Source organism: Mesorhizobium sp. M2A.F.Ca.ET.043.05.1.1 (genome assembly GCF_003952445.1).
Classification (GTDB): domain Bacteria; phylum Pseudomonadota; class Alphaproteobacteria; order Rhizobiales; family Rhizobiaceae; genus Mesorhizobium.
The window spans coordinates 987,999-1,003,043 of sequence record NZ_CP034446.1; the positions used below are offsets into that span (position 1 = coordinate 987,999).

General features: G+C 63.8%; 9 protein-coding genes. 3 read left to right on the forward strand and 6 right to left on the reverse strand.

What is annotated here, in order from left to right; all coding sequences use genetic code 11:
- Window positions 1–7 precede the first annotated feature (7 nt).
- From EJ069_RS04675 to EJ069_RS04685, 3 genes are all read right to left on the reverse strand, one after another.
- Window positions 8–1,567, reverse strand: coding sequence for a glycosyltransferase family 39 protein (locus tag EJ069_RS04675; protein ID WP_126060294.1), 1,560 nt, complete (start codon window positions 1,565–1,567; stop codon window positions 8–10).
- Between the two features lie 38 nt (window positions 1,568–1,605).
- A complete protein-coding gene (locus tag EJ069_RS04680; RefSeq protein WP_126060295.1) occupies window positions 1,606–4,176 on the reverse strand; it encodes an FAD-dependent oxidoreductase in 2,571 nt (856 codons plus the stop codon).
- 102 nt (window positions 4,177–4,278) lie between these two features.
- Window positions 4,279–5,856 carry a trimethylamine methyltransferase family protein gene (locus EJ069_RS04685; RefSeq protein ID WP_126060296.1) on the reverse strand — a complete coding sequence of 526 codons (1,578 nt, stop codon included), beginning with the start codon at window positions 5,854–5,856 and terminating at the stop codon, window positions 4,279–4,281.
- Window positions 5,857–6,097: 241 nt separating this feature from the next.
- Here EJ069_RS04685 and EJ069_RS04690 point away from each other — a divergent pair, with 241 nt between their 5' ends.
- Window positions 6,098–7,258: an MFS transporter gene (locus EJ069_RS04690; protein WP_126060297.1), complete on the forward strand. Its 1,161-nt coding sequence runs from the start codon at window positions 6,098–6,100 to the stop codon at window positions 7,256–7,258.
- Between the two features lie 72 nt (window positions 7,259–7,330).
- Window positions 7,331–9,400 (forward strand): prolyl oligopeptidase family protein, encoded by a 2,070-nt coding sequence (locus tag EJ069_RS04695; RefSeq protein ID WP_126060298.1) that lies wholly within the window; start codon window positions 7,331–7,333, stop codon window positions 9,398–9,400.
- A 346-nt stretch (window positions 9,401–9,746) separates the two neighbouring features.
- Here EJ069_RS04695 and EJ069_RS04700 read toward each other — a convergent pair whose 3' ends face one another.
- Window positions 9,747–10,787 (reverse strand): IS110 family transposase, encoded by a 1,041-nt coding sequence (locus tag EJ069_RS04700; protein ID WP_126059692.1) that lies wholly within the window; start codon window positions 10,785–10,787, stop codon window positions 9,747–9,749.
- A gap of 375 nt (window positions 10,788–11,162) precedes the next feature.
- On the opposite strand from EJ069_RS04700, the gene EJ069_RS04710 reads away from it, so the two are divergent.
- Entirely contained in the window at window positions 11,163–12,542 is a 1,380-nt protein-coding gene (locus EJ069_RS04710; RefSeq protein ID WP_126060299.1) for an aspartate aminotransferase family protein, read from the forward strand.
- A 323-nt stretch (window positions 12,543–12,865) separates the two neighbouring features.
- Here the strand turns inward: EJ069_RS04710 and mmsB are convergent, their stop codons facing one another.
- Together mmsB and EJ069_RS04725 are read right to left on the reverse strand one after the other, a co-directional pair.
- A complete protein-coding gene (gene mmsB / locus EJ069_RS04720) occupies window positions 12,866–13,750 on the reverse strand; it encodes a 3-hydroxyisobutyrate dehydrogenase (protein ID WP_126060300.1) in 885 nt (294 codons plus the stop codon).
- Between the two features lie 21 nt (window positions 13,751–13,771).
- Window positions 13,772–14,938: an isobutyryl-CoA dehydrogenase gene (locus EJ069_RS04725; protein WP_126060301.1), complete on the reverse strand. Its 1,167-nt coding sequence runs from the start codon at window positions 14,936–14,938 to the stop codon at window positions 13,772–13,774.
- Window positions 14,939–15,045: the final 107 nt, after the last annotated feature.

Below are 15,045 nucleotides of genomic sequence, written 5' to 3' on the forward strand. Positions count from 1 at the left end.
CCCCACCTTACGGCGCGATCTTCTTATGCAGTTTGGTGATCGTGACCTTGCGCGGCGGGAAGCCGAGCGCCTGCGGCACCTCGACAGTGCGGTGGACAGTGTCCATCGCATAGCCGGCTCTCGCCAACTCTTCGAAGACGTCCGAGGACGATTCCCTGTCATCGGTCAGGACAAGCACCGCCGGCTCGCGGATCGACCGCGCGAAGTCCGGTGTCTCGTCATCGAGCGCGATGAGATCGGCGTCGACCAGGCGCAGATTGCCGACCCAGAACCAGCTCGACACCACGGTCTTGACCGGTCCGTCAGCGTTGATCTGCTCGTAAAGCGACCGATAATCCATGCGCACGACGCCGCCGCGGCTGTCGCCGCCGTGCAGATGCATGTACCAGCTCAGCGGCAGCACAAGGACGCCAAGAAGAGCGCCGACGAAGACGATGGTGCCTTGCGTCTTGCGGCCCCTTTGACCCATGGCGTCGAAGCGCATGGCAAGAGCCGCCGGCAGGAGGATAAAGATGGGCAGCATCCAGCGGTCGCGAAACTGCGTGATGCCGGCCGCCAGCACGACCGTCACCATGACCACAAGGCCAAGGACGATGGCTCGCCATAACAGTTTTTCCGGCCACCGTACCGGCTGAGGCGGTTCCGTCTGTTCTCTTATCGACAGGCCGTAGGCGACGGCAAAGATCGCCACCGGCAATCCAGCGAAATTGACGATCGCGTTGGCCAATCTGCGGATGCCGAGAAGTGCCGTTTTCGCGATGCTGCCGCCTTCGGCGACGCCTAGGCCTCCCTGGTGCGAGAACAGATCGTCCAAATGCGTGAGGCTCCAACAAAGCGTCGGCAGGCAGGCAAGGATCGCTACCGCCACGCTGATCAGGAAGCGACGGTCGAAGATCGCCTCACGCGTTTCGCGGACCGACAGAGATGCCAGGAACAGGGCGGCAAGGAAGATGACGATGTTGTATTTCGACAGCATCGCGGCCGCCGTAGCCAGGCCCAAAAACGCATAGGCACCGGCCGATCGCCGCTTTTCCACCTCGACCAGCGCCAGAAGCAGCACCGAGGTGAAACAGAATATGGCGACCGAGTGGGTGAGGGCGTGCTGCATTTCCCAGAAGATCTGAGGAAACAGAAGCAGCCCGAACATGCCGGCGGCAGCGGCGCGGTTCGAGTAGCCGAGGCGGCGTATGGCCGTGAAATATGCGGCCAGCCCTGCCGCCAGCAAGCCATATTTGACGATCTTGAGGGCAAGGACGCTGGTTCCGACCACAGAGGCCGCAAGCATCGCCAGCCAGGTGTATAGAGGCGGCTGCGAACTGCCGTAGCCGGCGGCCAGGAACCGCATCTCCATCAGCTGCTCGGAATCATCGACGCCGACGCCGGTGCCCACGACATGGGACAACAGCGTCATCGCCACGATCTGCGTCAGGCAGTAGACGAGGACCGACGCGATCGCGGCGCTGAATGGACCGACCCGTCCATCGCAGAGCCAATCGGTCCATTTCTCTAGCTGCCGCAAGGGGGTGGTCTTCTCATGCTGATGCGCCGATAGCGGGGCATCGACCATGCCACAGCAACCGGCGCGATCCAACAATTCGTGGGGCTTCAGGTCCGCATCTTCTCGCCGCTCGGGTCGAAGGGCGGCTCGACATTGATGCGGGCCGGACGACGGTGGCCGAGAATCTCGATCTCGAACAGGCCAGCGCTTTCGTCCTCGGCGAGAGCGGCAGGGACGTAGCCCTGCGCCATCGACTTCTGGACGTAGTGCGCATAGCCGCCGGAGGTCACCCAGCCGACGACGCGCCATTCGCCATCAACGATGCCGCGCACGGCGGAGGCGCCTTCGGCCGCCTTGGAGCCGCGGACTTCCTTGCCCGTTTCGTCGAAGCGCGGCGCGCCGTAGCCATGCGGCTTCTCGACCGTGCCATAGTCCTTGCTGACCTTGGCCCAGATCGGCTCGTCGCCCATCACGTCGGCGTCGACGGCATCGACGATGAATGAGACGCGCCGCAGTTTTGGTCCTTCGGCATGCTCCTTGGCGGACGCTTCGCGCCCGATGAAGTCGTTCTTCTCCAACTTGATGAAGCGATCCATCGAGCCTTCGAAGGGACCGTAGATCGGGCGAAGCTCGCGGAACCAGGTCGGGAAGTTCTTTTCCAGACGCATCGACAGCAGCGCGCGCATTCCGAAATCGACGAGGCCGAATTCCTCGCCCGCCTCCTTGATCGCCTTGTAGACAAGGCGCTGATAGGCCGGAGCCATCCAGATCTCGTAGCCGAGGTCGCCGGTATAGGTGATGCGGTTGACCATGCAGGGCGCGCCGCCGACCGCCATCTCGCGGAAGTCCATGAAGCGGAAGGCCTTGGTCGAGACGTCGACATCGACCAGCTTCTGCAGGAGGTCGCGGGATTTCGGCCCGGCGATGGAGAGACCCACCAGCGTCTGGTCGAAGCGGTGGATGCGCACCGAACCATCCTTTGGCAGATGCTTCTCGAACCAGCGCATATGGTATTTCTGCGCGGCCGACGAGCCCCAGATCATGAACCGGTCCTCGCCTGATTTGGCGATGGTGAAGTCGCCGATCAGCTTGCCGAACTCGTTGACCATCGGGGTCAGCACGATGCGGCCGACCTTCGGCATGCGGTTCGTCATCAGCCGGTTGAGGAAATCCTCGGCGCCCGGGCCGGACACTTCGTATTTGGCGAAGTTCGCGATCTCGGTGACACCGACCTTCTCGCGCGTCGCGCGCACTTCCTCGCCGATTGGGCCGAAATCGTTGGAGCGGTGGAAGGACACGATGTCCTTCGGATCCGTGCCTTTCGGCGCGAACCAGAGCGGGGTTTCCAGACCCCAGCTATCGCCCATGACCGCGTTGTTGGCGAGCATGGTGTCGTAGAGCGGCGTCGTCTGCGCGGGGCGGGCGGCCGGCAGTTCCTCGTTCGGGAAGCGGATCGAGAAACGGCGCGAATAGTTCTCGCGCACCTTGGCGTTGGTGTAGCGCAGCGTCGCCCATTCGCCGAAGCGGGCGACGTCCATGCCCCAGACGTCGAAGCCCGGATCGCCATGCACCATCCAGTTGGAGAGCGCCAGGCCGACGCCGCCGCCCTGGCTGAAGCCTGCCATGACGGCGCAGGCGCACCAGAAATTGGTCAGGCCCTGCACCGGGCCGACCAGCGGGTTGCCGTCGAGCGCGAAGGTGAAGGGACCGTTGATGATCTGCTTGATGCCGGCCTTCTCGATGTCGGGGAAATGCTTGAAGCCGATCTCCAGCGACGGCGCGATGCGGTCGATGTCGGGCTGCAAGAGTTCATGGCCGAAATCCCACGGCGTGTTGACCGGCGACCACGGCTTGCAGGCCTTCTCATAGGTGCCGAGCAGGATGCCGTTGCGCTCCTGGCGCGTGTAGATCTCGCCCTTGAAGTCGAGCACGCCGATCATCTCGCGGCCGGTCGACTTGTTGAATTCCTCGACCTCCGGCATCGGCTCGGTCAAGAGGTACATATGCTCCATCGCCAGCACCGGCAGCTCGACGCCGACCATGCGGCCGATTTCGCGCGCCCACAGGCCGCCGCAATTGACGACATGCTCGGCGTGGACCGTGCCTTGCTCGGTGACGACGTTCCAGGTGCCGTCCGGCTGCTGCGTGAGATCGACGACGCGGTTGCGCAGCACGATCTCCGCGCCGAGTTTCTTGGCCGCCTTGGAATAGGCGATGGTGGTGCCGGACGGATCGAGATGACCTTCGACCGGATCCCACATGGCGCCGACGAAGTTCTTTTCGTCCATCAGCGGGAACATGGCCTTGGCTTCCGAGGGCGTGATCAGCTCGGTGTCCATGCCAAGATAGCGGCCCTTGGCGTGGGCCAGCCGCAGGAAGTCCATGCGCTCCGGCGTGTCGGCCATCATCACGCCGCCGGTCAAATGCAGCGAGCACGACTGGCCGGAGATCTCCTCGATCTCCTTGTAGAGCTGGACCGTATAGGCCTGCAGCTTGGCGACGTTCGGGTCGCCGTTCAGCGTGTGGAAGCCGCCCGCCGCATGCCAGGACGAGCCGGAGGTCAGCTCCGAGCGCTCGATCAGCATGATGTCGGTCCAGCCGGCCTTGGCGAGATGATAAAGCACCGAGCAGCCGACGACGCCGCCGCCGATGACAACCGCTTTTACATGGGATTTCATGAAGATAGGTCCGTTTTATAGAGACTGAATCGAATGATTGGTATGGAGGCTAAGCGAAGCTCGACGGAGTGGGGGTCGACCGTTCATCCTCGACACGGAAAATCAGAAATCCGTCGGCGCGCCGCCTTCGGCGCGGCGTTTTTCGACGAAATCGTTGAGTTCCTCGCGGATGGCCGGATCCATATACGGCTCTTCGTAGGAGGCAAGGCGCTCCTTCCACACCTTGTTGGTGCGTTCCATCGCCGTCGGCGAGCCGGCCTCGGTCCAGGTTTCGAAGTTGCGCCAGTCGGAAACGATCGGCGAGTAGAAGGCGGTCTTGTAGCGCTCCTGCGTGTGCTGGGTGCCGAAGAAATGGCCGCCGGGGCCGACCGACTGGATGGCGTCGAAGCCGAGCGCGTCCTCGGAGAGGTCGAGCGGGGTGAGGAACTCGGCAACCATCTGCAACAGGTCGATATCGAGGATGGTTTTTTCGTAGGAGCAGCGCAGGCCGCCTTCCAGCCAGCCGGCGCCGTGCATCATCAGGTTGCCGCCGCCCTGGATCGCGCCCCAGAGCGAGAACACGCTCTCGTAGGCAGCCTGCGCGTCGACCGTGTTGGCGGCGCAAGTGTTGGAGGTGCGGTAGGGGATGTTGTAACGGCGGGCGAGCTGGCCGCCGACGAGCTGCGCCTTCATGTATTCGGGCGTGCCGAAAGCCGGCGCGCCCGACTTCATATCCACATTGGAGGTGAAGCCGCCATAGCCGACCGGCGCGCCTTTCTTGACCATCTGCGCGAAGGCGATGCCGGAAAGCGCCTCGGCGTTCTGCTGCACCAGCGCTCCGGCGACGGTGACGGGCGCCATGGCGCCGGACAGCGTGAACGGCGTGACGATGACAGCTTGGCCCATGCTCGACATCTGAATGATGCCTTCCATCATCGGCACGTCGAGCTTGAGCGGCGAATTGGTGTTGATGATGGTGAAGACCGAGGGTTCCTGCATCAGCTGCTCGCGGCTGATGCCGCGGGCGATGCGGGCGATCTCGATGCCGTCGACATTGCGTTCCTTGCCGAGCGAATAGATGTGGAAGACCTTGTCGGTCAGCATGGCGAGGTCGCGGATGCACTCCAGGTGCCGCACCGACGGGTGGATGTCGATCGGCTCGACCGGATAGCCGCCGGTGCATTGCAGGATGTTGTGCATCTGCGCCAGGCGCAGGAAGTTGCGGTAGTCCGCCTGGTTGCCGGGCCGGCGGCCGCGGTCGAGATCGGAGCAGTTGGGCGCCGAGGCCATCATCGACAGGATTAGGTTGTTGCCGCCGAAGCGCAGATTGTGCGCCGGGTTGCGGGCGTGCAGGGTGAATTCCGAGGGGCAGTGCGAGACGAGCTCGAGGATCATGTCGCTGTCGAAGCGCACGCGCTCCGAGCCCTCGCGCACATCCGCGCCATGCGCCTTCATGATGCGGCGGGCTTCGTCGTGCAGAACGTCGACGCCGATCTCCTTCAGCACGCGCAGCGAGGCGAGGTGGATCGATTCCAACTCGTCGTCGGACACGAACTTGGTCGGCGTCAGCGGGTTCTTCAACTGCCGGAAGGCTGGCTGCTCGAAGGCGGCCGAGCCGCCGGCGCGCTTTCCCGCGCGGCCGCCACGGCGGGCGCGATCGGTTGCCAGGGCCGGTTCGGCGGGATGGAGGGCAGCGGTCATGAGAAGCCTCGTGAGAATGCGAATTTGGCCGGCATAATGGACCGGCGGCCATGCAGCCGGTGAGGAGGCGGCGACCACTAGGGCGAGGGAAGCGACATGACGAAAGGAGCGTGCGAGAGCGATTCCTGCAGCTCCACCTCTCCTGACAGGGAGTGGCTGGAACATACGCTTTCGCGGCCAGTTGGCCCTTACAGCGACCGGCCGCAACGGCTAAGCCTCCAACCCATTGGATCAAGAACCGATGGCTCTGGCGGATTCAGAGAGAAGCGAGACTGTGCAGTGGGCTGCGATCACAGGCGTGATTGCGACCGTGTCGGTGTTCGCCGTCGCGCAAGGGCTATCCTATCCGCTGCTGAGCTTCATCCTGCAGCGGCAAGGTGTTTCGCCGGCGATGATCGGGCTGTCGGCGGCGATGACGCCGGTCGGCTTCATCGTCTCCTCGCCGCCAATTCCAGCATTGGCGCGCCAGTTCGGGGCAGGGCGGACCGCGCTCACCTGCGCCGCGCTCTCGGCACTGGTGCTGGCGCTGGTCGGCTGGACGCAGAATGTCTATCTGTGGTTCCCACTGCGCTTCCTGATCGGCGTGGTGACCAACCCGCTTTATGTCTTGAGCGAGATCTGGGTGATCGCGCTGGCGCCGCCGACGCGGCGCGGCCGCGTCATGGGCATCTATTCCACCATCATCTCGGCCGGCTTCGCAGCCGGGCCGCTCTGCCTGCTTGCCGTCGGCACCGAAGGCTGGCCGCCTTTCCTGGTCGGCATCGGCGCCTTCGTCTTCTGCGGCGGCTGCCTGGCCGCGGTGGTGCGCCGCCTGCCCAAGGTCGAGGAGGCAGAGAACAAGGTTTCGGTCCTGGGCTTCATACCATTGGCCTGGCTGCTCCTGTCGGCGGTCGTCGTCGCGGCCGGTTTCGAGCAGGCGATCCTGGCGCTGCTGCCGGTCTATGGAACGCATCACAACATTCCCGAGGCGCGCATGTCGGCGCTGCTGTCGGTGATGATCGCCGGCAACATCGCCATGCAGGTGCCGCTCGGCCTGCTCGCCGAAAAGCTGACGGCGCGCCTGGTGCGCTTCGGCTGCGTCGCCGTGACCATCCTTGGATGCGCGGTTTTGCCGGCGCTGATCGAGACGCCGCTGATCTGGGTCAGCGTCTTCATCTGGGGCGCCGTTTCCTACGGCATCTACACCATGTCGATCATCGAGCTCGGCGAACGCTTCACCGGCTCGGCGCTGGTTGCCGGCAATGCCGCCTTCTCGCTGATGTGGGGCCTCGGCGGCATCGTCGTGCCGCCGCTCACCGGCGGTGTCATGGACGTCATCGGCGCCGCCGGGCTTCCAATCACGCTCGGCGCGATCTGCGCGGCCCTGGCGGCGGCGACGGTCGTGCGCCGGCGGGTTTTGTAGTCGATCTCACCACTGCTCTTGAATATCCAAGCAGCGGACGCGATGTAGGCGGGGCGCCTGATGGAGACCCGCATGACCAGCACGATGACCAAAACCCAGCCTGAATTGGCGGCTGAAGATCCCTTCCTCTGGCTCGAGGATCGCAACGGCAAGGAAGCGCTGGGCTGGGTCCATCGCCAGAATGCGCTGACGGTGGCCGAATTGCAGGGCGATCCGTCCTATCAGGCGACCTTCGAGACCGCGCTCGACCTGATGACGGCCGAGGACAACATGCCGGTCGGGGCAGCGCTTGCCGGCTACGTCTATAATTTCTGGCGGGACAAGACCAATGCGCTGGGCCTGTGGCGACGCACGCCAGTCGCTTCCTACAAGGCCGAGAAGCCGGAGTGGGAAACGATCATCGACTTCGACCAGCTCTCGGCGAAAGAGGGCATTAAGTGGGTGTTCGGTGGGGCAAGCCGGCTCTATCCGGATTTCAACCGCTGCCTGCTCTACATGTCGCCGGACGGCGGCGACGCCAGCGAGATGCGCGAGTTCGACACCGCGACCAAATCCTTCGTCGAGGACGGATTTCGGGCTCCGGCGTCCAAGTCGGGCTTTTCCTGGCTGGACAAGGACACAGTGATCGTTTCGGCGGCTTTCACCGAAGAGGACAAGACGCAATCCGGCTATCCGCGCGTCATAAAACTCTGGCGGCGCGGCACCAAGCTCGAGGAGGCAACGCCGATTTTCGAAGGCGAGAAACAGCATCTCGCGGTCGGCGGCGGTGTCGAATATGACGGCGAAAGGCGGCATGTGCTGCTCGGCAAGACGCTCGACTTCTTCACCTCGCACAGTTTCCTGCGGCTGGCTTCTGGCGAGAACCGGCGCATCCCGCTGCCCGACGACGCCACCGACACGGCGATCTTCAAGGGCCAGCTAGTCTTCGGCGTGCGCAGCCCTTGGACGGCGCCCGACGGCACCCAATGCCTGCCCGACGGCCTTTACTCGGTCGATTTCGACCGCTGGATCGGCGCGGGCGAGTTCGGTCCATTCGAAACCGTGCTTGCGCCGGCGCATCGCGTGTCGATCGCCGGGCTCGCCAGGACGCAGGACCGGCTGTTCATCAACCTGATGGACAATGTGCGCGGCAAGGTCATCGCCTGCGATCGCACTCCCGACGGCTGGTCGCTGAAGCCGGTGGCATTGCCCGACAACGGCAATGTCGGCATCAGCCATGCCGAGCATTTCGGCTCGAGCGTCTCCTTCTCCTTCACCGATTTCCTGACGCCGAGCTCGATCATCTGGTCAGACGACAATGGCGAGACGCTTGAAACCGTGAAATCGCAACCGGCCCGCTTCGATGCCTCGCCTTATGTTTCGGAGCAGTTCGAGGCGCGCTCGAAGGACGGCACGATGATCCCGTATTTCGTGGTGCGGCGCCGCGACCAGAGCGGGCCAGTGCCGGCGCTGCTCTACGGCTATGGCGGCTTCGAAGTGCCGCTGCTGCCGGGTTATGCCGGCATTCGCGGCAAGCTCTGGCTGGACAAGGGCAACGCCTATGTCCAGGCCAACATCCGCGGCGGCGGCGAGTTCGGTCCGGCCTGGCATCAGGCGGCGCTGAAAGGCAAGCGCCAGAATGCCTTCGACGATTTCGCGGCGGTTGCCGAGGATGTGGTCAGGCGCGGCATCACCACGGCGGCACAGCTCGGCATCCAGGGCGGCTCGAATGGCGGCCTGCTTACCGGCACGTCGCTGACGCAGCGGCCTGAACTGTTCGGCGCCGTCATCATCGACGTGCCGCTGCTCGACATGCTGCGCTACACCGAACTGCCGCCCGGCGCTTCGTGGATTGCCGAATATGGTGATCCATCGAAGCCGGAAGAGGCGGCCTGGCTTAGCGCCTATTCGCCCTACCAGCATGTCGCGGAGAACGTCGTCTATCCGCCGGTGCTGTTGATGACCTCGACCGCCGACGACCGCGTGCATCCTGGGCACGCGCGCAAGATGGCGGCGCGGCTGCAGGAGGCAGGCCACGGGAGGACGCTGTTCTTCGAGGAGACCGAAGGCGGCCATGGCGGGCGCGGCGACCGCCGGCCCCAGGCGGCGCAGACGGCGATGCGCTACATGTTCCTCAAGCGGGCTCTCGGCGGCGTCGCCTGACTAAGGTGTATTGATATTCAGGTGAGCCCGGCCTGCGAACGGCAGTTTCCTGCGCTTCCGGTGCTCATATGTGGACGGCCCCCTGCTTGCAAGGCTTTGGCTGGAGATGATTTGACCTGATCGCTTGCGCTCATATGTCCGGCCTTTTGCGCGCGGATTTGTGAGCGCTGGCCTAGATGGGCTTCACGGATAGCGAGTTCCAAACACGTACGCGACATTGACTGCCGGTGAGCACCTCGGAGTGTCTCGCTCGTCCCGGTTCGACCGGTCACACCATCTTCTCCTCTACTTGCAAGTTCCGGCCTTCAGTGTCGAACGTGCGCTCGACACCGAACTCTTAATGCTCTCACGGCAGCACAGGCGCTGGATAAGTAGCGCCGATGGGGCGGTATTGCTCGCCGCTGACCATCAGCTTCCAGGCGATGCGGGCCAGCTTGTTGGCCAGCGCCACCGCCGCAAGCTTGGGAGCTTTGCGCGCGATCAGAGCCTGTAACCAAGGCCAGACCCTCTTGCTGCCTCGCCGCATGTGTTGGATGAGAGCGGTGGCGCCCGCCACCAGCACGCTTCGCAGCATCTCGTCGCCGGCGCGGGTGATCACCCCAAGCCTGTTTTTGCCTGCTGTCGAATGGTTCTTCGGCGTCAGTCCTAGCCAGGCGGCAAAATCGCGCCCCGACTTGAAGCCATGCGCATCCGTAACCTTGATGGCCAGCAACGTCGCTCCAACGGGACCGACTGCCGGTATGGCGGCCAGCCGCCGGCTGACTTCGTTTTGCCCATGAAACGCAAGCAGCTTCTCATCGAGCACGGCAACCTCGGCACTGATGTGGGCGTAATCGCGCGCCAGCGTCTCGAACATGTCCCTGGCCATATCCGGGATCGTCGCGTCGGCGCGAATGTCGGCCAAAAGATCACCAAGCCGGGAAAGTCCCTTGGGTGCGATCAGACCGAACTCCGCCGCAAAGCCGCGGATCGAATTGGAGAGCTGCGTGCGCCGGTCGATGAACTGCGCTCGCAGCTTCGCCAGCATCTGCGCTGCCTGCTGATCGGCGCTCTTGACGGCAACGAAACGCATGCGGGGCCGGTTCATCGCTTCACAAGTCGCATCGGCATCGGCCGCATCCGATTTAGAGCGCTGGACATAGGGCTTCACGTGCTGCGCCGGCATCAGCAGCACCTCATGGCCCAACGCGCGCAACTCCCGCGCCCAGTAATGCGCCGCGCCACAGGCCTCCATGCCAACCTTCAGCGGCGCAAGCCCGGCAAAGAAGGTGAGCACCTGATTGCGCCGTAGCTTCTTGCGCAACACCGGTTGTTCGGCTTCATTCACCCCATGTAGCTGGAAAACGCTCTTTGACGTATCCATGCCAATGCGAATAAGTTTATCCACGGACGGTCTCCCTTGATGAGATCTGCAACGACCTCATTCTGGCACATTGTGATGCCGTCGGGGGCCGTCCACCCCAACACGTACTTCAAGTACGCTCCGCTCCGGTTCTCGGAAACCGCCGTTCTCGACTCGGCCTGACCTGAATCTCAGCACACCTTGGCACGACTTGAATTTTGGGCCTCGGGCGGCATAAGCTGCCGCCATGATCCGTTTCAGCACATCAGGCGCCTTCGGGGTCGCGGTGACGCCGTCACCGCGGACCCTTCGCGCCGAGTTGTTGCGGCTTTGCGCCCGCATCGGCTATTCGCCGCCCGCCTTCCTCTGAGAATCCGCCCCGGCTGCTGCCGGATTGATTCAAGAGGAAAGACCAAATCCATGACCTATCAGAATTATTCGCTGAAGCAGCTTCAGCAGATCGACGCCGCGCATCACCTTCATCCCTTCACCGACCACAAGGAGCTGCGCGAGGCTGGCTCGCGCATCATCACCCATGCCAAGGGACCGTTTATCTACGACGCCGACGGCACCGAAATCCTCGACGGCATGGCCGGCCTTTGGTGCGTCAATGTCGGCTATGGCCGCGACGAACTGGCCGAGGCGGCTTACGCGCAGATGAAGGAGCTGCCTTATTACAACTCCTTCTTCAAATGCTCGACGCCGACGCCGGTGCTGTTGTCGAAGAAGCTGGCGGAGCTGGCCCCCAAGCATGTCAGCCAGGTCTTCTACGGCTCGTCCGGCTCGGAGGCCAACGACACGGCGCTCAGGCTCGTGCGCCACTACTGGGCACTCGAAGGCAAGCCCGAGAAGAACCGCATCATCTCGCGCAAGATGGCCTATCACGGCTCGACCATCGCCGGCACATCGCTCGGCGGCATGGAGCCGATGCACAAGCAGCTCGGCGGCGCGGTGCCCAACATCGTCCATGTTATGATGCCCTATGCCTATGAGCTGGCGCTGCCCGGCGAAAGCGACCATGATTTCGGCATCCGCGCGGCGAAGGCGGTCGAGGACGCGATCCTCGAAGCCGGCGCCGACAAGGTCGCCGCCTTCATCGGCGAGCCGGTGATGGGCGCCGGCGGGGTGAAGATCCCGCCGATGAGCTACTGGCCGGAAGTCGAGCGCATCTGCCGCAAATACGATGTGCTGTTGATGCTGGACGAGGTCATCACCGGCTATGGCCGCACCGGCGAGTGGTTCGCGGCACAGACCTTCGGCATCGAGCCCGACACGATCACCACCGCCAAGGCGCTGACCTCCGGCTACCAGCCGCTGTCTGCGCTGCTGGTCGGCGACCGCGTGGCCAGGACGCTGGTCGAGAAGGGTGGCGAGTTCTATCACGGCTACACCTATTCCGGTCATCCGGTGGCGTGCGCGGTGGCGCTCAAGAACCTCGAGATCATCGAGAAGGAGGGGCTGGTCGAGCGCGTCAAGAACGACACCGGGCCGTATTTCGCGCAGGCGCTGCAGGAGCGGATCGCCGGGCACAGGCTGGTTGGCGAGGTGCGTTCGATCGGCTTGATGGGCGCGATCGAGATCGTCAAGGACAAGGCGACCAAGGAACGCTACCTGCCGTCGGGAAGTGCTGCGGTCGTGGTGCGCGACCACGCGATCGCGAACGGCATGATGCTGCGGGCCACCGGCGACACGATGATTCTTTCGCCGCCGCTGATCTGGAAGCGCGACACGATCGACATGGCCTGCGAGCGGATCGCGAAGGCGCTCGATCTCGCGGACGCTGATTTGCGCAAGCACTGAGGCGATATTGTCCGGGCGCTCCTCAATGGGCGCCCGGTCCATTCCTGGGCGTCGTGCCCGATGCCTGCAAAACGCAAAAACCGCGCCCCAATGGGAACGCGGCTTTGCCAGATACGCATGGCGTTTCGCGACGAGGATACTTGCGAAACTTACGGGCTCCGGTACGCGAGACCTGATCCGGAGCGCCGGGCGGACGCGCTGTCCGCCTCGCAGTCCGTTTTAAAGGCACATCGTTACCGGTGCGTTATCGAGACCTTAAGCAAATCTAAATTTGCCGGCTTCGTGTTCAAAAAAAGCGCTAATAGTCGTTCTAAAGCAGTCGCTTAGCCTTTATCGCCGCGCAGAAAATTAATAATGCCGGAAAAATCGACGCCGGCGTGCCCCTGCGCGTTGAACAGGGCGTAGAGCTGCGTGGCTTCGGCGCCGAGCGGGGTCACGGCGCCCGCGCTTTGCGCGGCTTCCTGCGACAGTTTCAGGTCCTTCAGCATGAGCGCTGCGGCAAAGCCCGGCTTGTAGTCGCGATTGGCCGGCGAGGCCGGCACCGGGCCGGGCACCGGGCAATAGGTGGTGAGCGACCAGCACTGCCCCGACGAGGTGGAGGCGACGTCGAACAGCGCCTGGTGCGACAGGCCTAGCTTTTCGGCAAGCACAAAGGCTTCGGCGACGCCGATCATCGAGATGCCGAGAATCATGTTGTTGCAGATCTTGGCCGCCTGGCCGGCGCCGTCGCCGCCGCAATGAACGATGCGCCCGGCCATCGGCTTCAGGATCGGCTCGGCGGTGGCGAAGGCCTCGTCGGACCCACCAGCCATGAAGGTGAGGGTGCCGGCCGTGGCGCCGCCGGTGCCGCCGGAGACCGGCGCGTCGATCGAGGGCAGGCCGTGCCTGGCGGCAATCGCATGCGCCTTACGCGCCGATTCGACATCGATGGTCGACGAATCGATGAACAGCGCGCCCTTCTTTGCCTTGGGAGCGATGTTTTCGTAAACCGACAGCACATGCTTGCCGGCAGGCAGCATGGTGATAACGACATCGGCGTCCTTCACCGCAGCGATGGCGTTCGCCATCACCGTCACCCCATGCTCTTTCGCGACCGTAAGGTTTTCCGGCACGAGGTCGAAGCCCAGCACAGCGTGGCCAGCCTTTACGAGATTGGCTGCCATGGGATTCCCCATGTTGCCGAGGCCGATGAAGGCGATTGTTGCCATCGTTTTCTCCCGTATTTTCTGTCAGCGGCCGATCAGCGTCCGCGCGATGATGACGCGCATGATCTCGTTGGTGCCTTCGAGGATCTGGTGGACGCGGAGATCCCGCACCAGCTTCTCGATGCCGTAATCGTGCAGATAGCCGTAGCCGCCATGCAGCTGCAGCGCCTGGTTGGCGATGTCGAAGCCGATATCGGTGACAAAGCGCTTGGCCATCGCCGACCATTTGCCGGCGTCCGGCGCCTTGCGGTCGAGCTTCGAGGCGGCGGCGTAAAGGAAGATGCGGGCGGCCTGCAGCTCTGTCTCCATGTCGGCCAGCTTGAACTGCAGCGCCTGGAACTGGTTGATCTTGGAGCCGAAGGCTTTGCGCTCGGCCGTATAGGCAAGCGCCTTGTCGAGCGCCGACTGCGCGCCGCCGAGCGAGCAGGCGGCAATGTTCAACCGGCCGCCGTCGAGCCCGGCCATGGCGATGCCGAAGCCGTCGCCTTCCCCGGCAAGCAGGTTCTCGGCCGGCACCTTGCAGTCCTCGAAGATGACTTGGCGGGTCGATTGCATGTGCCAGCCCATCTTGTGCTCGTTGGCGCCGAAGGACAGGCCCGGCGCATCCTTGGGCACGACGAAAGTGGAAATGCCCTTCGGGCCATCGCCGCCGGTGCGCGCCATCACCACGTAAAGATCGCTGTCACCGGCGCCGGAAATGAACTGCTTGGCGCCGTTGAGGACATAATCGCTGCCGCTCTTCACCGCGCGCGTCTTCAGCGCGGCGGCATCCGAGCCGGAGCCGGGCTCGGTCAGGCAATAGCTCGCCAGCCACTCCATCGACGTCAGTTTCGGCAGGAAGCCCTGGCGCTGCTCGTCCGAGCCGAAGCGGTCGATCATCGAGGCCGCCATGTTGTGAATGGAAATGAAGGAGGAAAAAGCCGGGTCGGCATGGGCAAGCGCTTCGAAGATCAGCACGGCGTCCAGCCGCCCAAGCGCCGAGCCGCCGACATCGTCGCGCACATAGATGCCGCCGAGGCCGAGCGGGCCGGTCTCGCGGATGACATCGGCGGGGAAATGCTTTGCCTTGTCCCAGTCGAGCGCATTGGGCGCGACGCGATCCGCCGCGAAGGCCTGAGCCATCTCCTGGATGGCGCGCTGTTCCTCATTGAGTTCGAACTGGCCAGTGCCCGCATCGACTGCAGCGTCCATGGCGTGCTCCCTGTCGTTTCAGGCCTTCTGGCCTGTCGTTTTTGGCTTTGCGCGCCGTTCAATCTAGACCAATGATGCCGCCGCGCAACCCGGGCCGTTGAGAACCG

Bases quoted from the DNA above. Each gene is read 5' to 3' on its own strand.
- mmsB (WP_126060300.1), bottom strand. From the start codon at position 13,750: ATGGCAACAATCGCCTTCATCGGCCTCGGCAACATGGGGAATCCCATG.
- EJ069_RS04695 (WP_126060298.1), top strand. From the start codon at position 7,331: ATGACCAGCACGATGACCAAAACCCAGCCTGAATTGGCGGCTGAAGAT.
- EJ069_RS04710 (WP_126060299.1), top strand. From the start codon at position 11,163: ATGACCTATCAGAATTATTCGCTGAAGCAGCTTCAGCAGATCGACGCC.
- EJ069_RS04725 (WP_126060301.1), bottom strand. From the start codon at position 14,938: ATGGACGCTGCAGTCGATGCGGGCACTGGCCAGTTCGAACTCAATGAG.
- EJ069_RS04690 (WP_126060297.1), top strand. From the start codon at position 6,098: ATGGCTCTGGCGGATTCAGAGAGAAGCGAGACTGTGCAGTGGGCTGCG.
- EJ069_RS04680 (WP_126060295.1), bottom strand. From the start codon at position 4,176: ATGAAATCCCATGTAAAAGCGGTTGTCATCGGCGGCGGCGTCGTCGGC.
- EJ069_RS04675 (WP_126060294.1), bottom strand. From the start codon at position 1,567: ATGGTCGATGCCCCGCTATCGGCGCATCAGCATGAGAAGACCACCCCC.
- EJ069_RS04685 (WP_126060296.1), bottom strand. From the start codon at position 5,856: ATGACCGCTGCCCTCCATCCCGCCGAACCGGCCCTGGCAACCGATCGC.